The sequence below is a fragment of the Labedaea rhizosphaerae genome (genome assembly GCF_004362825.1).
In the GTDB taxonomy this organism is placed as follows: Bacteria; Actinomycetota; Actinomycetes; order Mycobacteriales; family Pseudonocardiaceae; genus Labedaea; species Labedaea rhizosphaerae.
Genome location: NZ_SNXZ01000002.1, coordinates 772,654 through 794,569, shown reverse-complemented (window position 1 = coordinate 794,569; position 21,916 = coordinate 772,654). Strand labels below are relative to the sequence as shown.

Sequence of the window (21,916 nt, the reverse complement as noted above, 5' to 3'; positions counted from 1 at the left end):
TCGTGTCGAAGCGAAGGGGGTCGTCCTATGACGTCCGCGACGTCCGTGCTGCGCCGACCCGACCGGCGACTGCCGTCGGAGGTGACGAGTTTCGTCGGTCGAAGACGCGAGCTGGCCGAGGTGCGCCGATCCCTGAACGGCGCGCGGCTGGTGACCTTGACCGGCATCGGCGGCGTGGGCAAGACACGGCTGGCGTTGCATGCCGCGGCCGGTCTTCGCGCGGCCTTCCCGGACGGTGTCTGGCTGGCCGAACTCGGCGACCTGCCCGACCCGGACGCGCTGGCGGACAAGATCGCCGCGGTGTTCGGCTTGCCCGCCGACGCGGGGCACCCGCTGGCTGCCCTCACCGCTTTCCTCGCCGACAAGCGCCTGCTGCTCGTGCTCGACAACTGCGAGCACGTCCTCAACGCGTGCGCCGCGCTGGCCGACCGATTGCTGTCCACCGTCGCCGGGCTGCGGGTGCTCGCCACCAGCCGCCAGCCGCTGGAACTCCCGGGGGAGCGGACGCTGCCGGTCGGTGCCCTTGCCGTGCCCGGCCCGGGTGGTGCGTCCCGGCCGGGCACGCTCGAGCAGTACGACGGGATCGCGTTGTTCGTCGACCGGGCGCGGGCGATCCAGCCCGGCTTCACCCTGAACGAACGCAACTACGACCTGGTGGTCGAGGTGTGCCGCCGGCTGGACGGGATCCCGCTGGCCATCGAGTTGACCGCGGCCCGGCTGCGGTCGTTCTCGCTGGCGCAGTTGCTCGACCGGCTCGAGGACCGGTACTCGCTGCTGACCACGGGCAACCGCGGCGCACCGAAGCGGCAGCAGACGCTGCAGGCGCTGATGGACTGGAGCTACCAGCTGTGCACGCCCGAGGAACGCACGCTGTGGGCCCGCCTGTCGGTGTTCACCGGCGGGTTCGAGCTCGCGGCCGCCGAAGCGGTGAGCGGCACCGGGTTCGACGGGACGACGATCGTGGATGCGTTGGCGGGCTTGGTGGACAAGTCCGTGGTCGCGCGCACGGAGACCGACGGGCGGACCAGGTTCTGGATGCTCGAGACGATCCGCCGCTACGGCATGGACCGGTTGACCGAGGCCGGTGAGCGCGACGAGGTGCGCCGCCGCCACCGCGACTGGTTCAAGGACCTGGTGGCCACGGCGGAAGCGGAGTGGGTGGGGCCGAACCAGGTCGCCTGGCACCGCAGGTTCGCCGCCGAGGGGCCGAACCTGCGGCTGGCCCTGGACTACTGCCTGAACGAGGACGGCGGGCAGCAGGACGCGCTCGAGTTCGCCACCTCGTTGTGCGTGCACGGCCGGGGGTGCACCTCGCTGGCCGAAGGCCGCCGGTGGCTCGACCGGGTGCTCGCGCAGGTGCCCGAGCCCACTTCGGCCCGGGCGAATGCGTTGTGGGTCAACGGATGGCTCGCGTTGCTGCAGGGCGACTGCCCGGCCGCGCGGGTGTTGCTCGACGAGGCCCGCGCACTCGCGCAGCGCCTCGGTGACGCGCCGGCCATGGCGTACGTGGTCCAGTTCTCGGCGCTCGCGGACCTGTTCGACGGCGAGTTCGCGGCGGCCGTCGACGGGTTCGCCGACGCCATGCGTCGCCACGAGGAAGTCGGTAACCCGAACGGGCTGCGGGCCTCGGCGTTGCAGCGGGTCATGGCCCGCTGTTTCGCGGGCGACGCGGTAGCCGCGGCCGCGATCAAGCGGACCCGGATGGTGCTGCGCCCGACCCCGAGCCCGGTGACGGGTGCCTACTTGTCCTGGTGCGACGCCATCGAGCGGTTCATCCGCCGCGACCGCGGCGACGCGAGCGGGCCCGCGATGCAGGCGTTGCGCATCGGTGCCGACGCCGGCGAGCAGTGGCTGGTGGCGTTGAGCATGGAGACCCTCGCGTGGCTCGCGGCTGACGCCGGCGAGCACCTGCGTGCGGCGCGGCTGCTCGGCGCCGCCGAGGCGGCGCGGCAGGCGATCGGCACCAAGCTGTCGGGCCTGGCGTACCTGCGCAAGCACCACGAGGTCAGTGAGCGGGTCGCGCGGTCGGTGCTCGGCGACGCGGCGTTCGAGGCCGGGTACCGCGAGGGCGCCCGGATGAGCGAGAGCCAGGCGATTTCCTTTGCCGCACCGGGCAAACCGGCACGGCAGGCGCCGGGCCGGGCCGCGCGGGGCGACTCGGCGCTGACCACCCGGGAACTGGAGATCGCCGACCTCGTGGCCCGCGGCCTGAGCAACCAGGAGATCGCCGACGCGCTCGTGATCGCGCGCCGCACGGCGGAAACGCACGTGGGCCACATCCTGGCGAAGCTCGGCTTCAGCGCCCGCGCGCAGATCGCCGCCTGGACGTCCGAACACCGCCCGTCGGCCGGGCGGTGACGCGGATCAGCTGGCTCGCTCGTGGGTGATCCACGTGGCGATCTGCGTGCGCCGGAGCAAGCCGAGCTTGCGCAGGATGTGTTCCACGTGGGCGTCGACGGTTCGCTTCGAGATGTCCAGGGCGTTGCCGATGGCCTGGTTGGTCAGCCCTTCGCAGACCAGTTCCGCGACCCGGTGCTCGCGTGGCGTCAGCGGTACGCCGCCGACCGGCCGGACCTCGTCGAGACGGCCCTCGTCTAGACGGTGCGGTGCGGTGCCGGTCGCGAACTCGACGACCTCGTCGAGGGACAACGCCGCGCCGGCCGCGCGTGCGGCCGCGAACTGGCGATCACCGCATTCCCTGCGCAGCAAGCGTTCCCGGGTGCGGTGCGGGTCGACGCTGGCGCCGAGGTGCGGTGCGTCGGCCGAGTCCCAAGTGGACCGCCAGAACCCGAGCAGCCGGGCCGCACGCGAGTGGTCCTCGCGCACCAGGGCGCACTGGATCAGACCGTCGAGGCAGAACGCGAGCCACCAGTGATCGCCGGTGTCGCGCAGGTCGAGCAGCGCCTGGGCGAACAGCTTCTCGGCCGCGTCCACGGCGTCGTCGCGTAGGTGGGCGGCCGCGGCCAAGGCGGAGCTCAGCGGCGACCAGCCCGGGCCGGTCATGCGTGCCGCCAGCTCGGTGACGCGGTGGACGGCCGAGCCGTCCTCGGCGCTCCAGGCGAGCACGGCCATCAAGCGGATGCATTGGCGCAGACCGAATTGGTCTCCGCGTTCGGCGTGGCGGCCCAACGCCGCGCCGAGCTGGTCCCACGCCGTTTCGACGTCACCGCAGGCGGCCGAACGCAGGGCCGCGTACTCGGTGGCGTAGTCGCCGGTGAGCTGATCGGCGAGGGCCTGACCGGGTGTGACCGGCACCAGGCGCAGGAGCGTGTCGAGGGACCGGAAGTCGGCCTCGGTGACGACGTGGACGGCGGCTGTGGTGAAGTCACGGCGGGCGCGTCGCACCGCCCGGTGAACGCCGGGGATGCCCTCGTCGCGCAGGCGGTCGAGCAGGTGCTCGGCGACGCCGGCGAAGTGGACCGCGTGCCGCTGCCGGTAGCGCTCGAGCGCACCCGCGCGTCGCAACTTCTCCGCACCGAACTGCCGGATCGACTCGGTCAGGCGATACCGGGGCTCGACGCCGCAGTCGCGCCGGAGGACCACGGACTTGTCGATCAGTTCGGCGAGCAGGTCGAGGACGTCGTCGCGGGCGATGTCCTCGCCTTGGCAGACCAGTTGGGCGTCGGCGAGCCCGAACGTGCCTTCGAAGACCGACAACCGGGCCCAGAGTTCGCGCTCGGCGGGGGTGCAGAGGGCGTAGCTCCAGTCGTTGAGCGCGCGTAGCGAGCGCTGCCGCGGGTGTGCGACGCGGCTGCTGAGGTCGAGCAGGTCTCGGTCGTCCAGTTTGTGCAGCAGTTCGGTGAGCGAGGAAGTGCGCAACCGTTGTGCGGTCAGCTCGATCGCCAGCGGCACGCCGTCGAGGTGGGTGCAGACCGCCGCCACCTTGGTCGCCGTGGCCGGCGAGAGCGCGAAGCCCGGCACCGCGGAGTGCGCGCGGTCGACGAAGAGCCGGATCGCGCCGAAGGTCATCAGGTGCCGCGGCGATCCGATGGGTTGCTCGGGTAGTTCGAGCGGCTTCACCTCGAACACGTGCTCGCCGAGCATGCCCAGCGGCTGGCGGCTGGTCGCCAGGATCCTGGTGGTCGAGGTCAGCTGGAGCAGGTCGGTGACCAACCGGACGCAGTCGGTCAACAAGTGCTCGCAATTGTCCAGTACCAGCAACGCATTCGTGCGGTCGAGGTGCGCGGCCACCGCGGCGGCGTCGCCCGGGCCGAGCCCGATGGACGCCGAAACCGCGTCGAGCAGGCCCATCCCGTTGCGCAGCGGCGCGAGGTCGACGAGCCAGGCGCCGCCGGGGAAGGTCCGGGCCGTGCCCGCGCCGAGCTGGGTGGCGAGCCTGGTCTTCCCGACCCCGCCGACGCCGACGAGGGTCAGCAGCCGTTCGTCGCGCAGGATCCGGCGCGTCTCGCCCAACTCCCAGTCGCGGCCGACGAAACTCGTCATGGGGACCGGCAGATTGCCCACGCGTCTGCCCGGTCCTCGAGGCATCCCTCGCTCCCAACGTCGTCGCGGTGTTCACCAACAGGCGCAGGGTTAAACGACGGGAACGGCCGGGGGTGACGTCAAGTGCGAAACGCAAGTCGCACGGCCCGAGTTCACCGCCCGCGACGACGACCGGCCGAACGCGCCGGTTCCGCCGGCGTGGTGATGCCCATCGTCCAGCGGCGGAATAGTGGGACCGTATTGTGTGTTGATCAGCTAGGAGGGTTCCAAGCTGGAGGTATGACGTGGCTGCGCAGCCGGACGACCTGGTCAAGGTCGACTCCGATGTCCCGGAGCTGAGCGGGGCGGTGCTCCTGCACCACTTCGACGGCTTCGTGGACGCGGGATCGGCCGGTGAGACGGCCGTGACGCACATGCTGGAGACGCTCGAGCACCGCGTGATCGCGCGGTTCGACCTCGACGACCTGATCGACTACCGGGCGCGCCGCCCGGCGATGACCTACGACACCGATCGCTGGATCGGCTACGACGCGCCCGAGCTGGTCGTGCACCTGGTGTGGGACGCCGAGGGCACGCCGTTCCTGCTGCTGACCGGGCCCGAGCCGGATCGCCGGTGGGAGGCCGTGGTCGAGGCCGTCCGCGGCCTCGTCGAGCGGTGGGGCGTGCGGCTGACCGTCGGCCTGCAGGGCATCCCGATGAGCGTCCCGCACACCCGTGACCTGCCGGTCATCCGGCACGCCACGCGGCCCGAGCTGGTCGACGGCAAGTCGCCGTTCGCCAAGGTGCAGGTGCCGGGTCACCTCTCGGCGCTGCTGGAGTACCGCCTGGGCCAGGCCCGCCACGACGCCGTGGGCCTGGTCGCCTACGTGCCGCACTACCTCGCGCAGAGCACCTACCCGACGGCGGCGATCAAGCTGCTGGAGGCGTTGAAGGACGCGGCCGGCGTGGTCGTCGACACCGATGCGTTGCGGGAGTCCGCCGCCCGCGCCGAGGCCGAGATCGCCCGCCAGGTCGCCGAGTCCAGCGACGCGACGCAGCTGGTCCAGGCCCTGGAGGAGCAGTACGACGCCTTCGCGCGGAGCCCGCGGACCCTGCTGACCGAGGGCGAGCGCCTGCCCAGCGCCGACGAGCTGGGCGCCGAACTCGAACGGTTCCTGTCCGAGCAGTCGGAGGACTGAGCCCCGGGCGCGTCGCTTCCCTGTCCTGGCATGCGATCCGGCCCGCTCGGGGCTGTAACACTGATCATGGGCACGACGACGTAACTGGCAGACCCCGTGTGGCCGGCGGACCCCCGACCTGCTTGCCACGCGGGGTTTTCTCATAGCTCCAGAACCATCACGCGTGAGTTCTCGGTCGAGCGGACCTCTTGGTAACCCTGGGCGAGGTACATCTCGGCCGCCCGGTTCGGTCGATCGACGCTAAGTGAGGTGCGGCGGATCCCGGCCGCGCGAGCGGCGTCGTGAACTGCGGTCATCAAAAGCCTGCCGGCACCCTTGCCGCGCTCGGCCGCGTCGACGCCGACCGCCAGTTCGGGGATGTCCTCGCTGACGAAGCCGTCGGACCGCTCGTCCTCGCCGAAGAACCGCACCCACGCCACACCGACCGGCCGCTCGCCCCGCACCGCGATCACGCCCACGTCCGATGGCCGGGGCCAGCCCTCGACGTAGTGGCGCACCCGCGGATCGGCCAGCAGGTCTTCGCGGGTGCGCCGGTAGTACGGCGAGTTCGCGATCTCGACCATCGTCTCCAGCAGGAACGGTAGGTCATCGGCCGTCGCCGGCCGGATCGTCACATCTGCCATGGTCGGCAGTCTTGCGGTGGTCCGGACCAGCAGCAAGGCGGCCCCTGAGCCGATTTCAGGGATCGCCCGGATGTGCGTGCCCATGTCACCGACAACAGTGTCAGGACGTGACCTCGACCAAGACCAAGACATCCCCGCGCTGGCGGCAGACGGTCGTCTGGTTGCACATCGTGTCCTCCGTGGCGTGGATGAGCCAGGCGCTGGCGTTGCTCGTGCTCATGTCGCTGGCCGCCGTGACCACCGATCAGGACACCCGCGTCGCCGCCACCGCCATGGCGCGGCGCCTGGACATGGTGCTGCTCGCGCCGATGGCCAACGTCGCCGCCTTCACCGGCCTGGTGCTCGCCGGGGCGACCGCGTGGGGCTACTTCCGCCACTGATGGGTGCTGACGAAGTTCGTGCTGACGTTCGTGCAGCTGTACGCGGGGATCTTCCTGTTGTCTGGCTCCCTGGACGAGTCCGCGTCGGCCGCTCGCGCGGGCGCGGCGGACGTCGTCGCCTGGCCGCAGGTGGTCGGCACCGGGTTGATGGCGAGCGTGTTGTCCTTCCAGGTGTGGCTTTCCGTCGCGAAGCCGGGGAAGCGGACGTCCTGGTCGCCCGCGGCCAAGCCCCGCACGGCGCCCAAGTGGGTGTTCGTCGCCGCGGTCGTCGCGGTGACCGTCGACGTCACGTTCGGGGTCGTGCTGGGGTATCCGTTGCCGGCGTTGTCGTTGATCGTTCTGGTTGTCGTGCTCGGTCGGCGGCGGCCGTGGGTGACCGCGGCCCGCGCCTGACGGTCGTGGCTCGCTAATTCATGGGCGCCTCGGCGGTGTCGAGGTAGGCGCGCGACTGGATCCCGTACAGCTGCGCGTAAGGGCCGCCGGCGGCCAGCAGTTCCTGGTGCGTACCGATCTCCGCGATCCGGCCTTGCTCCAGCACCACGATCCGGTCGGCCGCGCGGATGTTCGCCAGTCGGTGCGTGACCAGCACGGTCGTCCGGCGGGCGCTGGCGTGCTGGAGGGCCTGGAACACGCGGGCTTCCGCCTTCGCGTCCAGGGCCGCCGTGGGCTCGTCGGCGATGAGGATGTGGGCGTCGCGGTAGATGCCGCGGGCGATGCCCAGGCGTTGCCACTGGCCGCCGGAGAGGTCTTGGCCTTCCTCGAAGTGGCGCGACAGCAGCGAATCCTCCTTGTGTGGCAACGAATCGAGCACCTCGTCCGAGCCCGAGGCGGCGACGGCGTGCTCCCAGGCACCGGGATCGGCGCGGTCGACCCGGCCGACGAGGATGTTGTTGCGTGCCGTCATCGGCCACTGGCCCGGTTCTTGGGCGATGACGGCGATCTGGTCGTGCACCGAGGTGAGCTGGACGGTGGCGATGTCGACGCCGTCCCACAACACCTTGCCCTCGGTCGCTGGGTACAGGCCGGTCATGAGTTTGCCGAGGGTGGTCTTGCCGGAGCCGTTCTCGCCGACGAGGGCGATCACCTCACCGCGCCGCACGGTCAGGTCGATCTCCTTCAGGGCGGCGGTGGTCTGACCGGGATAGGTGAAGCTCACGCGCTCCAGCCGGATCTCCGCCGGGTCGACCGGAGCCACGAGCGACGTCGGTCGTGGCTGGCGGCGTTGGCTCTCCTTGATCAGCTCGGTGTAGAACGTGATCTTGAACGAGTCCTCGTAGATGCTGTTGACCTCGCGCATGGCGTTGGACAGCGACGTCGCCGAGGTGCGCATCGCCAGCACGGCCGTGCCGGCCAGCGCGAGCGCCAGCGCGCCGGTGTAGAGCAGCACGCCGAGCACGACGTAGGCGATGCCCGTGCCGAGCCCCGCCAGCGCGCGGCCGACGAGCCGGGTCTTGTTGCGGCGCCGGGAAAGGCGGACCTGATCCTCGGCCAGGCTCGTGCCGAGCCGCTGGTGCTCGGCGAGCAGCCGCTCCTGCAAGGTGAGCGCGTGCCGTTCCAGCGCGAGCTCGCGGCCGGTGGCCGTGTCCTCGAGCACCCACTTGCGCATGTTGCGCGAGATCGTGGCGAGGAAGTGCACGTAGTTCAGCTTGGCCACGCGTGCCGCCGCGCCACCGTCGGCCACCGCGGCGAGCAGCAGGACCGGCGCCAGCCAGAGGTTCAGGCTCGCCGCCGTCACCAGCGACGCGATGACGGCGATGGCGGAGGACACCAGCGAGGCGATCGACTCCAGGCTGGTCTCCAGCGATTTGGCCCCGTCACGGGCGCCGTGGCGGGCCAGCTCGCGGAACCCGGCGTCCTCGAAGGCGAGCAGCGGCGCGTGGACGACCGCGGCGGTGATCTCGCAGTCGGCGGCCAGCGCCACCCGGGGCCGCAGGGTGCCTTCCACCGCCTCGGCGCACGCGTCGAGCAGGGCACGCAACGCGTACGAGCCCACGACCACCGCGATCGCGGGCAGCGACGCCACCACGCGCTCGGGCGTCGGGCCATGCGCGAGCAGTTCGGTGAACACGTTGGCGGTGGCCAGCAAGCCGAACGCGGTCACGCAGCCGGACACCACGTGCACCAGGCCCGCGAGCAGCACCAACCGCGGCGCGCTCGACCAGCCCAGCCGCACCACCAGGGCCACGGTCGTGGGCAGCGAACGCACGGCGTCGCGGAACCCCGACTCGGCCACCTTCTGATAAGCCTTCGCCCACTTGGGGATCGCGACGTCCTCGACGCCGATCAACGGTGTGCTCACACGGTCTGTCTCTACCGCATGCCACCGACAAGTCGACCGCTCAACGAGTGGCGCCGTACCGCAACCCGTCGATGAGCAGCGCCACCATGCGCCGGTTGTACGCGACGCCTTCGCCAGGCACGGGCAGGCACAGGCTGGCGACGGCGTGCAGCAGGTCCTCGGGGCTGACGCCGGAACGGATGTCACCGTGGGCCGCGGCCGCCTCGAGCAGCGAACCGAGCGCGGGCCCGAACCGCTCCATGAAGTAGGCCGGCAGCGCGTCGAAGGCCGGGTCGCCGGAGTGCAACGCGGGGGCCAGACCTCGTTTGGTGGCGAGGAACCCGGTGAACCGGCCCAGCCACTTCTCCAGGGCCACTCCCGGCTCGTGCGCGGCGATCAGTGCCGGGGCCGCGTCCGCGCAGGCGTCGACCTCGTGCCGGAACACGGCCTTCACCAGGTCCGAGCGCTGCGGGAAGTGCCGGTACAGGGTGCCGACCCCGACCCCGGCCAGGTCGGCGATCTCCTTGGCGGGGGCGTCCACGCCCGACGTGCCGAAGACGGACTTCGCCGCCTCCAGCAACGCGTCGATGTTGCGGCGCGCGTCGGCGCGCGGTCGGCGGGTCGCGTTCTCGGGCACGGGCCTCCTCGTGGTTGCATAAGCGGAAAGCCGTTCCGTATAGTTGCGGAAGAGCTTTCCACTTAGGTTACCCCAGGAGGAACCCCGTGCAGTACCGCACGCTCGGCCGCACCGGCATCAAGGTCAGCCCGTACGCCTTCGGCGCGATGATGCTGGGCGCGCTCGGCAACCCCGACCACGACGACGGGATCCGCATGGTGCACAAGGCGCTCGACGCCGGGATCAACTTCGTCGACACCGCCGACGTCTACTCCGGCGGCGAGTCCGAGGAGATCGTGGGCAAGGCGCTCAAGGGCAGGCGCGACGACGTCGTGCTGGCCACGAAGGCGTCCCGGCCGATGGGGGAGGACCCCAACCGCCAGGGCGGCTCGCGGCGCTGGCTGCTGACCGCCGTCGAGAACTCGTTGCGGCGCTTGCAGACCGACCACATCGATCTTTACCAGATCCATCGGCCGGACCCGGACACCGCGATCGAGGAGACGCTCTCCGCGCTGACCGACCTGATCCGCAGCGGCAAGGTGCGGGCCATCGGTTCGTCGGCCATGCCGCCGTCGGAGCTCGTCGAGGCCCAGTGGGTGGCCGAGCGGCGCGGCCTGGAACGCTTCCACACCGAGCAACCGACCTACTCGATCCTCAACCGGGGCATCGAGGCCGAGGTGCTGCCCGTGGCCCAGCGCTACGGGATGGGCACGATGGTGTGGAGCCCGCTGGCCAAGGGGATGCTCACCGGCCGGATCCGCAAAGGACAGCAGACCGACCTGCGCCGCGCCTCGCTCTTCACCAACTTCAGCGACGAGCAGCGCCTCGACGCCGTCGAGAAGCTCGTGCCGCTCGCCGCCGAAGCGGGGCTGCCGATGACCCACCTCGCGGTCGCGTTCGCCATCGCCCACCCCGGCGTGACCAGCGCGATCATCGGTCCCCGCACGATGGAGCAACTCGACGACCTGCTCGCGGGCCTGGACGTCACCCTCACCGACGACCTGCTCGACCGCATCGACGAGATCGTCCCGCCCGGCACCGACGTCGGCGCGTCCGACCAGTCCGCGCACGTGCCCCAGGCCCTGCGGCGGGTGAGCCTGCGCCGCAGGCCGGCGGCCGAACGGGCCGCCGCCTGACCCTCCGATGTGGACCAGAGGTGACCGCCGAGAGGCGGTCACCTCTTTTTGTATTTTTCGCGGCGCTGGTGAATCCGCTGGTCGACCGGGGTTGTCGGAACCGAACGCGGCGGAGGGGCAGATGGTGAGATCCACCCGCAACGTTCTCCGGGGTCCCGTCGATACCAAGGCAGACCCGGTCACCCAGGCCGGCTCGACGCCGGCTCAGGAGGTGGCACGCGCACCAGGCCAGTGGCCTGGACTGTTCCGAGTGGAGGGTGCCCGCACCCGCACCACTCGTCTTCGACGGTGCCCTTCGCAAGCTTCGCAAGCCCAAAAATCACCCGCCACCGCATGCACGTCGCGCCGGTGGTCTGCCAGCAACACGGAGGAACATTCATGGCGGCGACGTATGGCGCCCCAGGCGTCTACATCGAGGAGCGCCCGAGCGGATCGATGCCCCTGCAGGGCGTCGGCACCGCGGTCGCGGCGTTCGTGGGGTTCACCGCGGCCTACAACGCGGAGCTGGGCGATCCCACCGACCCCGACGGCGTGAAGCCGCAGCTGATCACGAGCTGGCCGCAGTACGAGCGGATCTACGGCGGGTTCGCGCCGGGCATCCTGCTGCCGCACGCGGTGAAGGGGTTCTTCGAGAACGGCGGCGGCATCTGCTACATCGTGCGGATTGCCGGCGCCAACGCGAAGGCCGAGCCCAGGGCGCTGCCCGCGGCCGGCCGCAAGGACCTCGAGACGCTCACCGTCCAGGCCCTCGACCCGGCGGCCACCTTGGACATCGTGATCGAGCAGCAGCCCCCGGCCGAAGGCCAGGAGCCGTCGCCGGACTTCACGCTCAAGGTCGTGCAGGGCGGCCAGGTGATCGAGGAGCACACGGGCATCAGCGTCGGCAAGGGCCAGCGCGCCGCCGATCGGGTGATCAACGAGCGGTCGAAGCTGATCAAGGTCGAGGTGCACAACGCGCAGGGCCTGTCGCTCGCCGAGCGGATTCCGGCCACGGGCACGTACAACCTGCCCGCCACGCCGCCGGCGGCCAACGGCGTCTCGCCGACCCAGTTCGAGGGCTCGGAAGCGACCCGGACCGGTTACGCGGGCCTCGCCATCGCCGACGACGTGACCATGGTGGCGATCCCGGACCTGATCACCGCCTGCACGAAGGCGGACGGCTCCGTCGACTACGAGCTCTACCTCGCCGCGCAGGGCAAGCTCGTCGACTGGTGCGAGTCCAGCCGCACGAAGATGGCGATCCTCGACGCGCCGCCCGGGCTCAACGCCCAGCAGGCCCTGGAGTACCGCTCGACGCTGGCCAAGGACAGCGCCTTCGGCGCCCTGTACTACCCGCACGTCGTCGTGCAGAACCCGCTGGCCCGGCCCGGTGCGACCAACGGCGACCGGTTCATGACCGTCCCGCCGTCGGGCCACATCGCGGGTGTGTGGGCCCGCACCGACGCCACCCGCGGGGTCTGGAAGGCGCCCGCGAACGAGGTCATCCGCGGCGTCACGCGCCTGGAGACCGACGTGACGACCGGCGAGCAGGACCTGCTGAACCCGTCGCAGGTCAACTGCATCAGGTCGTTCGGCGCCAACGGCATCCGGATCTGGGGCGCCCGCACCCTCGCGGCGACCGACCAGAGCTGGCGCTACATCAACGTCCGTCGCTTGTTCATCTTCATCGAGGAAAGCATCCGGCGCGGCACGCAGTGGGTGGTGTTCGAGCCCAACGACGCGGACCTGTGGGCCCGGGTGCGGCGCACGGTCGCGGCGTTCCTCAATGGACTGTGGATGCAGGGCGCGCTGGTCGGGGCGACCGCGGACCAGGCGTTCTTCATCCTGTGCGACGAGTCGAACAACCCGGCGACCTCGGTGGACGACGGCAAGCTCGTCGTCGACGTCGGCCTCGCGCCGGTCAAACCGGCCGAGTTCGTCGTCTTCCGGATCAGTCAGTGGCAGGGCGGCACGGACACCGCCGAGTAAGAAGGGGATGAACAGTGCCTGACCTCAGCACCACCTCGGTCTTCATCTTGGAGATCGACAGCATCGAAATGGGCAGCTTCCGCAAGGTCTCCGGCATCGAGTCGGAGACCGAGACCATCGAGTACAAGGAAGTCACCAAGGACGGGCGGATGATCATCCGCAAGCAACCCGGCGCCATGAAGTGGTCGGACATCACGCTGGAGCGCCGCATCGACTCGACGCACTCGTTGTGGGAGTGGCGCAAGCAGGTCATCGACGGCGACATCGACAAGGCCCGGCGGCACGGTTCGATCGTGGCGAAGAACTCCAAGATGGAGGAGATCGCCCGCTGGAACTTCACCGACGGCTGGCCGTCGAAGTGGACCGGCGCGGACTTCGACGCGGGCGCCAACGACATCGCGACCGAGAAGGTCGTGATCACGCACGAGGGCCTGGTTCGGGCATGAGCGAAGCTTGCGAGCGAATCATGGATGTCATGCGCCGTAAGGAATCGGCACAGTCTCGCGGCAGCGAGGCGATCGCATGAGTCTGCACACCGAGTACCCGTTCACGTTGCCGAAGGGCTACGTCGACGACGACGGGACCTTGCACCGCAAGGGAGTCATGCGCCTGGCGTGCGCGCGCGACGAGATCGAGCCGCTGCGTGACCCGCGGGTCAAGGAGAACGACGCGTACGCCAACGTGATCGTGCTCGCCCGGGTGATCACCGAGCTCGGCACCATGAGCAGGCTCACCCCGAAGGTCATCGAAGGCTTGTTCGCCAGCGACTACCGGTACCTGCAGGACTTCTACCGGGTCATCAACTTCGGTGACCCGAGCGTGCTGGAGGACCTGGAGCCGGGCAGCCCTTTCCCGGAGGAGGCCGTCACGGTGGACTGACGGTCGACCTCGGCCGCTACGACGCCGAAGAGCTCTGGCGCGAGGTCACTTACCTGGCCTACCACCTGCATTGGGGCCTGGACCAGTTGCTGGACCTCGAACACGGCGACCGGATCAGGCTCCTGGAGGAGGTCGGCGCGTTGAACGAACGATTCTGGCAAGGAGTGGCCGGTGACTAACGCGCCGCGCACCCCGGACCCGCCGTTCACCGGGCGGTTCATGTTCACTGTGGACGGTCTGACGATCGGGTCGTTCACGGAGGTGAGTGGGCTGGCCGTGCAGCTCGACGTGGAGGAGCTCGCCGAGGGCGGGCAGAACCACTTCACGCACAAGCTGCCCGGCCGGATGAAGTGGCCGAACCTGGTGCTCAAGCGCGGCATCACCGACACCGACAACCTGTTCCAGTGGTTCGCCAGCTGCTCCGGCGACGGCCTCGCGGCCGGTGGCAACAAGATCGAGCCCAAGCACGGCTCGATCAGCCTGCTGGACGCGGCGGGTGAGGTCGTGCGCAAGTGGGCGTTCGTGGATGCCTTTCCGGTGAAGTGGACGGGGCCGCGGTTGTCCGCGTCGTCCCGTGACGTCGCGGTGGAGGAGTTGGAGGTGTGCCACTGTGGCTTCGCCCCGCAGAAGTAACCGGCTGGGATCCCTGCTGCGGCACCTGATCCCGGCGCGCTGGCGGCGCCCGCTGGCGCGCGCCACCGGCGCGCCGGTGGCGCGTGCGGTGCACACGGGCCGGGTGGACGCGTTGGCGGTCCGTCCGCCGTGGTGGCGCTTCACCGCTCGGATGATGGTCCGCCGTGCCCAGCTGACGGCGGACCGACCCGGACCGGCGGCCACGTCGTCGAGCCCGGGATCGGCCGCGCCGTTGATCAGGTCGAAGCTGTTGGTGGCCAAGGAGTCGCGGCTGGCGGCCCGCTCGGCAACGCGGGCATCGTCGTTGGCGCGGTCGTCGAAGTTGGCCGCTGCCTCGGGTTCTTCGCTTGTGGCCCGGGCGAAGCAGCTCATGCCGGGCAGCAGCGGCGCGGGATCCGGGGTCGCGGCGGAACCGGGACGTGCGGTGGTGGCACGGGCGGCCCAACCGGCCGAACCCGTTGCCACGACGCCGGTCCAGCGTTGGCAGGCGGCGATCGCGCGGGTGCCCTTGGAACCCGCGCGGCCCTTTCCCGCCGACCTGCGACCGCTGGTCGCCGAGCTGGCGGGCAGCGCCGACCGGACGTCCTTCACCACCGGGCCGGCGACCCGGGCGGCGTTGCAGGCCGCTGGTGCGGAAGGCGCGACGACAGGTTCGGTCGTCCACTTGCCGGAGATGCCCAGTGCCCGGCCGGATCGGATCGGCGTGCTGGCGCACGAGCTGAGCCACGCCCGCAACCCGGTGACCCGGCCGCGGTTCCTGCTGCGGTCCGCATCCGGCGCCATGGATGCCGACGAGCGGGCCGCCCGAGGCGTTGGTGCCCAGGTGCAGCGTTCGGTGGCGGCTGGTGGTCCCAGCAGATCCAGCATCGCCGGATTTCCTAGCGCTGCTAGATCTAGCATCGCTAGGAGTTCTAGCACTGCTAGTTCTAGCGCCGCTGGCAATGTCGGCGGGGCCGGCGGTACGAGCATGCTCGGCGCCGTCGTGGCCCGGTCCGTCCGCAGTGGCCCGGCACAACCAAGCCCGGCACAAGGAAGCCCGGCACAAGCAAGCATTGGGCGGCAAGGGAACAGGGCATCGATCGCACGGTCGGCGCTCACCGACCACTTCACCGACCAGCTCGCCGACCAGGCCCAATCGGTCGTCGGCGGCAACGAGGCCGTGACCGGCCTGCGGCAGCGAGCGCAGGAGGCGAAGACGGTCGCCGCCGGCATCGTCGACCACCTGCCGGTCGGCGGTGCCGGGGCGGCGGGGCTCGTCGACGCGGCCCGACCGGCCGCCTTGACCGCTCTCGGTGGCGCGCTCCCGTCGGCCCTCGCCGGCCCGGCGGCCGCGGTGGCCGACGAGGTGGCCGCCGGAGCGGCCGAAGGGCACCAGGTGATCGAGTTCGCCTCGGGTGCGATGCCAGGCATCGGCGGCGCGCTCGATCAGGTGGTGGACGGGGGCTCCCAGGCGTTCAGCCAAGCGAGCGCCGCGGCCACGACCCAGGCGGCCGGTCTGGTGTCGTCGGCCACCGGCGCCGCTCAGCAGGTGGCCGGTGCGCTCACCGGTGCGGCGGGCGCGGTGAGCCCCGCCGATCTCGACAAGATCACCGCCGCGCTCGAGGAACGCTTGCTGCGTCAGCTCGAACGGCGCGGCGGTCGTTACGCGGGGGTGTTCTGATGGCCGGACCGCAGCGCGCCTACCTGCAGACCGAGGGCGGCGACAAGATCGAGTGCATGTTCAACCCGGCCGATCTGACGATCAGCAAGCAGAACACGTGGCAGCCGGCCGGTGAGGCGAAGGGCAAGGACGCGCCGGAGCTGCGGTTCCAGGCCGGTCAGTCGGCGACGCTCGCGTTGAGCCTGACCTTCGACACGACCCGCACCGGCAAGTCGGTCACCGACCACACGAACCTGTTGCTGAACTTGATGAAGGTGGACAGCAAGCTGCCGGGCGCGGACCGCAGCCGCAACTCCGGCCGGCCGCCGTGGGTGGAGTTCCACTGGGGACCGCTGAACTCGTTCAAGGCGATCATCGAGCGCCTGCAGCTGAAGTTCACCTACTTCGCCAGCACGGGAATGCCGTTGCGGGCCAAGGCGGACATCTCGCTCAAGCAGTTCAACGACGAGGGCAAGCTCCCGCTGCAGAACCCGACGTCCTACACGCCCTCGCTGCACGCGGTGCACCAGCTGCGGCCAGGGGAGACCCTGGACCGGGTGGCGGCCGCCCGCTACGGCGACCCGAACCGGTGGCGGCTGATCGCCGAGGCCAACAACATCCTCGACCCGCTCGTGCTGCCCGAGGGCACCGTGCTGGCCATCCCCGAGATCGGGGTGCGGCGGCGTGGGGGTGATCGTGGCTGAGCAGCGGCGCCTGGACGGCGCGATCCTGACCGTCGACGGGGCTCCGTTGCGCACGGAGCTCTACGCGTTGCTGACCCTCGTGCACGTCGAGGAGTCCGTGCACCTGCCGGACTCGTTCGAGGTGCGCTTCGACGACCCGCACTTCGAGCTGTTCGACGAGGACAAGTTCACCCTCGGCACCCGCGTGGAGATCGCCTTCCGGGCCGAGGGTGACCCGGTCGTCGTCACCTCCGGCGAGATCACCGCGGTCGCCGTGCAGCAAGGCATGTCGGGCCGGCACGAGCTCGTGCTGACCGGGCTCGACCTCACCCACCGGCTCGCCCGGGGCGCCAAGTCCAAGGCGTTCACGAACATGGCCGACGGGGACATCGCCCGCCGGATCGCGGGGGAGTACGGCCTGGACGCCGATGTGGACGCCACGAGCGACGTCCGCGACCACACGCTGCAGCACGGCGAGACCGATTACGCGTTCCTGCGCAGGCTCGCCGGGCGCAACGGCTACGACCTGTGGATCACCGAGCAGACCTTCCACTTCAAGCGCAAGCCGGCCGGGCGCAGCCAGCCACCGAAGCTGACCTGGGGCGAGAACCTGCGGTCGTTCTCGGTGCGGTTCGCCTCGGCCGAGGCGTGTGACGAAGTCGTCGTCACGGCGTGGGACCCGGTCGACAAGCGGGCCATCACCGGCCGCGCGAACACCCCCGACCCCGGCTCGGACGCACCGGCCGTGCAGCAGATGGCGGCGGCGGCGAAACGCAGCTTCGGCGCGGTCACCCGCCGCGCGGGCCAGTTCCCGGCCGCGAACCAGGCCGAGGCCGACGCGCAGGCGAACGCGTTGCTGCTCAAGGCTTCCGGCGGTCAGGTGATCCTGCGTGGCGAGGCCGCGGGCAACCCGTGGCTCGGCGCCGGGCAGGACGTCTCGCTCGACCGGGTCGGCAAGCGCCTCGCGGGCAAGTACCGGCTGACCAGCGTCGAGCACGTCTACGGCGCGAACCGGCCGTACACCACCAGGTTCGTGTGCGGTGGCAAGGAACCCGACGGGCTGGTCGACCTGCTCGGTGGCGGTGGCGCGGGCAGCCCGGAGCGCCGCGGCTGGGGGAGCCTGGTCGTCGGCGTGGTCACCAACAACGACGACCGCGACGCGCAGAACCGGGTGAAGGTCAAGTTCCCGACCTTGTCCGAGGACGAGAGCACGTGGGCACGCGTGGTCGCCCCGGGGGCCGGGGACCGGCGCGGTCTCCAGTGGTTGCCCGAGGTCGGCGACGAGGTGCTCGTCGGGTTCGAACACGACGACAAGGCCCGCCCGGTCGTGCTCGGTGGCCTGTGGGGGCGCAAGGACAAGCCGCCCGAGGACAACCCGACCAAGTCCGGTCAGGTCGTCACGCGGGTGCTGGCGAGCCGCAAGAACCACCGCGTGAGCCTGGTCGACGACCCGACCAGCTCGGTGGAGATCGCGCTCGGCGACGCCGAGGTGAAGCTGCACCTGCAGGAGGACGAGTCGACGCTGCAGGGCGCGCGCAAGCTGGTGATCACCGCCGACCGCATCGAGGTCAACGCGAACCAGCAACTGAAACTCTCCGGGCAGACCGTCGACATCTCCGCAGGCGCGGCCATGACCCTGTCCGGCAAACCGATCAAGCTCAACTAGGGGGACGGCAATGCCACAACCAGCGGCAAGACAAGGCGACGCCGTGACCGGGACGGACATCCACATCCTGCTCACGCCCTCGCCCGGCGGTCCCGTGCCCACCCCGACCCCGCTGCCCTTCGCGGGCACGCTCGTGTCCGGGCTGTCGACCGACGTGATGATCAACGGCCTGCCCGCGGCGACGGTCACCAGCGTGGCGCAGAACTCGCCGCCGCACCTGGCCGTGCCGCCGATGACGTTCAGCAAGCCGCCGACCAACCAGGGCCGTGTGCTGGCCGGTTCGGTCACGGTCCTGGTCAACGGCAAGGGGATCGCGCGGGTCGGCGACCAGGTCATGACCTGCAACGACCCGGTGGACGCCCCTACCTGCACCATCACTGCCGGCTCGACGGATGTGATGGCGGGATGACGAATCCGGATCTGATCGGTTCTGGCTGGGCGTTCCCCGGACAGATCACGCCCGGCGGGAGCGTGCGGCTGGTGACCGGCGCCGAGGAGATCGACGCCGCGCTGCGGATGATCCTCTCGACCGCGCCCGGCGAGCGGCTGATGCGCCCGGACTTCGGCTGTGCCATGTGGGAGCAGGTGTTCGCGCCCGTGGACGCCAACACGCTCGGGTTGATCGAGCAGAGCGTGCGCGACGCGATCACCCGCTGGGAGCCCCGGGTGGAAGCCACCACCGTCCAGGCGCTGGCCGCCGGCGACGGTGCCCGGGTGGACATCGAGATCGCCTACCGCGTCGTGGCCACCAACGACTACCGCAACCTGGTCTACCCGTTCTACGTGATCCCGCACGAGGAGCCCGCTCCATGACGCTGCCCGCGCCCAACCTGGACGACCGCCGGTTCCAGGACATCGTGGACGAGGCCAAGCGGCGGATCACCCGTTACTGTCCTGAGTGGACCGACCACAACGTGTCCGACCCCGGTGTCGCGCTGATCGAGCTGTTCGCGTGGATGACCGAGATGATCTTGTACCGGCTGAACCAGGTGCCGGACCGGCTCTACGTCAAGTTCCTCGAACTCGTCGGCATCGAGCTGGCGTCGTCGGCGCCCGCGCGCACGGACCTGTTGTTCACGCTGGCCGCGCCGCCCGAGCAGCCCATCCGGATCCCGTCGGGCACCCAGGTCGGCACCGAACGCGGGCCGGGCGAGGACCAGATCGTGTTCATGACCGACAGCGACCTGCTGCTGGTCAACCCGACGCTGAGCGCGTGCCTGACCCGCACCGACGGCCGGTTCTCCGACGTCTCGGAAGACCTCGCGCTCGCGGGGGCCGACGTGCCGATCTTCCCGTCGCTGCGCACCGACGACGCGCTGTACCTGGGGTTCGCCGAAAGCCTTGCGGGCAATCGGATCCAGCTCGACGTCGAGGTGAGCGGCGCGGCCGGGCGCGGCATCGACCCGCGCAACCCACCGCGGCGCTGGCAGAGCTGGGACGGCCGGGACTGGCGCAACGCCCGCGTGCTCAGCGACACCAGCGACGGCTTCAACAGCTCCGGTGAGGTCACCCTGCTGCTGGCCGGCCGGCACGAGCAGCTGGCGATCGGCTCCGTGCGGGCGTGCTGGGTGCGGTGCGTGCTGATCGACCCGGCCGAGGACGGGCGCACCTACGACACCTCGCCGTTGCTCGGCTCCATCGCCGTGATCGGGCTCGGCGGGTCGGTGTCGGCCCACCACGCCGAGCCGGCGCCACGCGAACTGCTCGGCACCAGCACCGGCGAGGCCGGGCAGCGGTTCGTGGTGCGGCGTGCGCCGGTGCTGCCGCGGCGGGCCGGTGAGACGATCGAGGTGCTCCCGCCCCGGCACGACGCCGGCTCGAACGGTGAGCGGCAGCGCTGGACCGAGGTCGCCGACTTCACCGACGCGGGGGAGAACGACCGCGTGTTCACGTGGTCGGGGTCCACTGGGGAGATCCGGTTCGGGCCGCGGGTGGTCGGGCGGGACGGCCGCGTTCGCCAGTACGGCGCCGTGCCGGACGAGGACGCGCAGATCTGGGTCAAGGGCTACCGCTACGGCGGCGGCCGGCGCGGGAACGTGGGCGCTGGCAAGCTGACCGTGCCGCTGACCGCCATCCAGTCGGTGGACTCGGTGACCAACCTCGAACCCGCCGCGGGTGGCGTCGACGCCGAGTCGGTCGAGAACGCCAAGGTCCGCGGACCGCTCTACCTGCGTGGTGGGCACCGCGCCGTCACCGCCAAGGACTTCGAGCGGCTGACCCTCGAGGCGGCGCCGGGCGTCGCGCGTGCGCGGTGCCTGCCACCGGCCAACTCCGGCGAGCCCGCGCGGCTGATGGTGGTGCCCCGGGTCGACATCGCGCCGGAGGCGTTGCGGCTGCAGGACTTGGCGCTGCCCCGCCAGCTCACCGACCAGATCCGGCTCTACCTGGACGACCGGCGGCTGCTCACCACGCAGGTGCGCATCGACGTGCCGTCCTACCAGGGCATCACGGTCGCCGCCGAGGTGCACGCGGCGCCCACGGTGCGACCGGAGAAGATCCGCGCGGACACCGAGGCGGCGCTCTACCGCTTCCTCAACCCGATCACCGGCGGACCCGACGGCCAGGGCTGGCCGTTCGACTTCGACCTGTCCATCGGCGACATCTTCTCGGTGTTGCGTGGCGTGGCCGGGGTGCTGCGGGCCGAGACCGTGCACTTGTTCCTCGCCGACCTGCGTGGCGAGCGGGACCCCGAGGAGGTCGGCCAGCGGGTGCGCCTGTCCCGGGACGAGCTGTTCCTCTCGGTGGCGCACCGAGTGGTGGTGCGCCAATGAACCGGCCGAACGGGCCTGGCTGGCTGCTCGGGCAACTCCCGCCCGCGATGGGCCGGGACAAGGTGATCGCCGGGTTCGTCCAGGCGTTCGAGGAGATCGCGGACTCGGTGCGTGAGCAGGTCGACGACATCGAGTACGAAGTGGATGTCAACCACGCGTCCCCGGAGATGCTCGCCTACCTGGCGTCCTGGGTCGGCCTGGACATCGACGCGGCGCTCGTGGCCGCCGACGACCCCGACACCCGCGACGCCCAACGCCGGCTGATCCGTGCCGTCGGCAAGGCGCTGGTGTGGCGCGGCACCCGTCGCGGCCTGGAGACGTTGCTCGAGGCGCTGACCGACAGCCGGGTGGATGTTTTTGATTCGGGCGGCGTGTTCGCCCCGGACGACCGCATCCCACCCGCGGACGACCGCGTCGTCATCGAGCTCGACCACACCGGGATGCTGACCCGCCAGCAGGTCCTGGCCTTCCTCGCCGACGAGCTGCCGGTCGGGGCCCGCGTGGAACTGCGCATCCGATCCGAACAGGAGCCGTCATGACGTGCCCTGAGTGTGGCCGGCCCATCCCGCCGACCGGCGCCAAGCTGTGCCCGCACTGCGGGTACCCGTTGCTGCTGGACCGGCCGGCCGCGGTCGAGCCGGTGGCGCAGAAGATCGTGTACAAGCCGGAGCTGCCGGTCGACCGCGTCGAGGCGACCCAGCAGGTGCCGGTGCCCGGGTTCGGGGCGGCGCCGTATTCGTCGCCGTACGCGCCGCCGCGCCAAGCGCAGGTCTACGGGCCGCGGTGCAGCCGGTGCCGATCGGCGAACCCGCCGCACCGCAAGCGGTGCGAGGTGTGCGGGGCGGAGTTGTGGCCTGGGGCCGCTTTCCCACCGCGGCGGGAAACCGCGCCGCCGCCTGCCGCCGCGTTGCCGAAGCCGAAGTCGCAGTGGTGGAAGCTCGCGCTGGTGATCGGCATCCCGGTCGTCGCGGTGGGCGCGGTGTGGTTGCTCGCCTGGCTGCTGTGAGTCGCCGACCGCCCTGA

At 70.9% G+C, this 21,916-nt stretch carries 22 protein-coding genes; 18 read left to right on the top strand and 4 right to left on the bottom strand.

All coding sequences use genetic code 11. From position 1 onward, the window contains the following. The first annotated feature begins 27 nt into the window (after positions 1-27). Complete coding sequence (locus EV186_RS12835; protein WP_133849444.1) at positions 28-2,358, top strand: ATP-binding protein; 2,331 nt, start codon at positions 28-30, stop codon at positions 2,356-2,358. A gap of 6 nt (positions 2,359-2,364) precedes the next feature. Here the strand turns inward: EV186_RS12835 and EV186_RS12830 are convergent, their stop codons facing one another. Then, positions 2,365-4,443: a helix-turn-helix transcriptional regulator gene (locus EV186_RS12830; RefSeq protein WP_166659153.1), complete on the bottom strand. Its 2,079-nt coding sequence runs from the start codon at positions 4,441-4,443 to the stop codon at positions 2,365-2,367. A 284-nt stretch (positions 4,444-4,727) separates the two neighbouring features. Between EV186_RS12830 and EV186_RS12825 the strand changes: the two genes are divergently transcribed. Further along, complete coding sequence (locus tag EV186_RS12825) at positions 4,728-5,621, top strand: proteasome assembly chaperone family protein (protein WP_133849442.1); 894 nt, start codon at positions 4,728-4,730, stop codon at positions 5,619-5,621. A 140-nt stretch (positions 5,622-5,761) separates the two neighbouring features. Here EV186_RS12825 and EV186_RS12820 read toward each other — a convergent pair whose 3' ends face one another. Next, positions 5,762-6,244 (bottom strand): GNAT family N-acetyltransferase, encoded by a 483-nt coding sequence (locus tag EV186_RS12820; protein WP_166659152.1) that lies wholly within the window; start codon positions 6,242-6,244, stop codon positions 5,762-5,764. 107 nt (positions 6,245-6,351) lie between these two features. Between EV186_RS12820 and EV186_RS39935 the strand changes: the two genes are divergently transcribed. Both EV186_RS39935 and EV186_RS39930 read left to right on the top strand, forming a co-directional pair. After that, the gene (locus tag EV186_RS39935; RefSeq protein WP_243754003.1) at positions 6,352-6,624 is read left to right on the top strand and encodes a hypothetical protein; all 273 of its coding nucleotides are present in this window, start codon (positions 6,352-6,354) and stop codon (positions 6,622-6,624) included. Between the two features lie 3 nt (positions 6,625-6,627). Further along, positions 6,628-7,017, top strand: coding sequence for a hypothetical protein (locus EV186_RS39930; RefSeq protein ID WP_243754002.1), 390 nt, complete (start codon positions 6,628-6,630; stop codon positions 7,015-7,017). A gap of 13 nt (positions 7,018-7,030) precedes the next feature. On the opposite strand, the gene EV186_RS12810 is transcribed toward EV186_RS39930, so the two are convergent. Together EV186_RS12810 and EV186_RS12805 are read right to left on the bottom strand one after the other, a co-directional pair. Next, entirely contained in the window at positions 7,031-8,923 is a 1,893-nt protein-coding gene (locus tag EV186_RS12810) for an ABC transporter ATP-binding protein (protein WP_133849440.1), read from the bottom strand. A gap of 40 nt (positions 8,924-8,963) precedes the next feature. Continuing rightward, a complete protein-coding gene (locus EV186_RS12805; RefSeq protein WP_133849439.1) occupies positions 8,964-9,539 on the bottom strand; it encodes a TetR/AcrR family transcriptional regulator in 576 nt (191 codons plus the stop codon). Positions 9,540-9,625: 86 nt separating this feature from the next. Here EV186_RS12805 and EV186_RS12800 point away from each other — a divergent pair, with 86 nt between their 5' ends. From EV186_RS12800 to EV186_RS12735, 14 genes are all read left to right on the top strand, one after another. Continuing rightward, on the top strand, positions 9,626-10,654 hold the full coding sequence (locus EV186_RS12800) for an aldo/keto reductase (RefSeq protein ID WP_133849438.1): 1,029 nt from the start codon (positions 9,626-9,628) through the stop codon (positions 10,652-10,654). Between the two features lie 378 nt (positions 10,655-11,032). Next, positions 11,033-12,622 carry a phage tail sheath family protein gene (locus tag EV186_RS12795; RefSeq protein ID WP_133849437.1) on the top strand — a complete coding sequence of 530 codons (1,590 nt, stop codon included), beginning with the start codon at positions 11,033-11,035 and terminating at the stop codon, positions 12,620-12,622. Between the two features lie 14 nt (positions 12,623-12,636). Further along, positions 12,637-13,068, top strand: a complete 432-nt coding sequence (locus tag EV186_RS12790; RefSeq protein WP_133849436.1) for a phage tail protein — start codon at positions 12,637-12,639, stop codon at positions 13,066-13,068. A 76-nt stretch (positions 13,069-13,144) separates the two neighbouring features. Further along, positions 13,145-13,501 carry a hypothetical protein gene (locus tag EV186_RS12785; protein WP_133849435.1) on the top strand — a complete coding sequence of 119 codons (357 nt, stop codon included), beginning with the start codon at positions 13,145-13,147 and terminating at the stop codon, positions 13,499-13,501. Then, positions 13,498-13,680, top strand: coding sequence for a DUF6760 family protein (locus EV186_RS40700; RefSeq protein ID WP_133850222.1), 183 nt, complete (start codon positions 13,498-13,500; stop codon positions 13,678-13,680). Before EV186_RS12785 ends, EV186_RS40700 begins: the two co-directional genes overlap by 4 nt. After that, positions 13,673-14,134 carry a phage tail protein gene (locus tag EV186_RS12775; RefSeq protein ID WP_133849434.1) on the top strand — a complete coding sequence of 154 codons (462 nt, stop codon included), beginning with the start codon at positions 13,673-13,675 and terminating at the stop codon, positions 14,132-14,134. Before EV186_RS40700 ends, EV186_RS12775 begins: the two co-directional genes overlap by 8 nt. After that, positions 14,112-15,794, top strand: coding sequence for an eCIS core domain-containing protein (locus EV186_RS12770; protein WP_133849433.1), 1,683 nt, complete (start codon positions 14,112-14,114; stop codon positions 15,792-15,794). The genes EV186_RS12775 and EV186_RS12770 overlap by 23 nt, the downstream gene beginning before the upstream one ends. Next, on the top strand, positions 15,794-16,477 hold the full coding sequence (locus tag EV186_RS12765; RefSeq protein ID WP_133849432.1) for a CIS tube protein: 684 nt from the start codon (positions 15,794-15,796) through the stop codon (positions 16,475-16,477). Before EV186_RS12770 ends, EV186_RS12765 begins: the two co-directional genes overlap by 1 nt. Next, positions 16,458-18,122 carry a VgrG-related protein gene (locus EV186_RS12760; RefSeq protein ID WP_243754001.1) on the top strand — a complete coding sequence of 555 codons (1,665 nt, stop codon included), beginning with the start codon at positions 16,458-16,460 and terminating at the stop codon, positions 18,120-18,122. The genes EV186_RS12765 and EV186_RS12760 overlap by 20 nt, the downstream gene beginning before the upstream one ends. Positions 18,123-18,165: 43 nt before the next feature. Beyond that, the gene (locus EV186_RS12755; protein ID WP_243754000.1) at positions 18,166-18,531 is read left to right on the top strand and encodes a PAAR domain-containing protein; all 366 of its coding nucleotides are present in this window, start codon (positions 18,166-18,168) and stop codon (positions 18,529-18,531) included. Then, positions 18,528-18,935: a GPW/gp25 family protein gene (locus EV186_RS12750; RefSeq protein ID WP_133849430.1), complete on the top strand. Its 408-nt coding sequence runs from the start codon at positions 18,528-18,530 to the stop codon at positions 18,933-18,935. The genes EV186_RS12755 and EV186_RS12750 overlap by 4 nt, the downstream gene beginning before the upstream one ends. Next, positions 18,932-20,893, top strand: coding sequence for a putative baseplate assembly protein (locus EV186_RS12745; RefSeq protein WP_133849429.1), 1,962 nt, complete (start codon positions 18,932-18,934; stop codon positions 20,891-20,893). The genes EV186_RS12750 and EV186_RS12745 overlap by 4 nt, the downstream gene beginning before the upstream one ends. After that, positions 20,890-21,432: a phage tail protein gene (locus EV186_RS12740; RefSeq protein ID WP_133849428.1), complete on the top strand. Its 543-nt coding sequence runs from the start codon at positions 20,890-20,892 to the stop codon at positions 21,430-21,432. The genes EV186_RS12745 and EV186_RS12740 overlap by 4 nt, the downstream gene beginning before the upstream one ends. Beyond that, entirely contained in the window at positions 21,429-21,899 is a 471-nt protein-coding gene (locus EV186_RS12735) for a zinc-ribbon domain-containing protein (RefSeq protein WP_133849427.1), read from the top strand. The genes EV186_RS12740 and EV186_RS12735 overlap by 4 nt, the downstream gene beginning before the upstream one ends. Positions 21,900-21,916 lie beyond the last annotated feature (17 nt).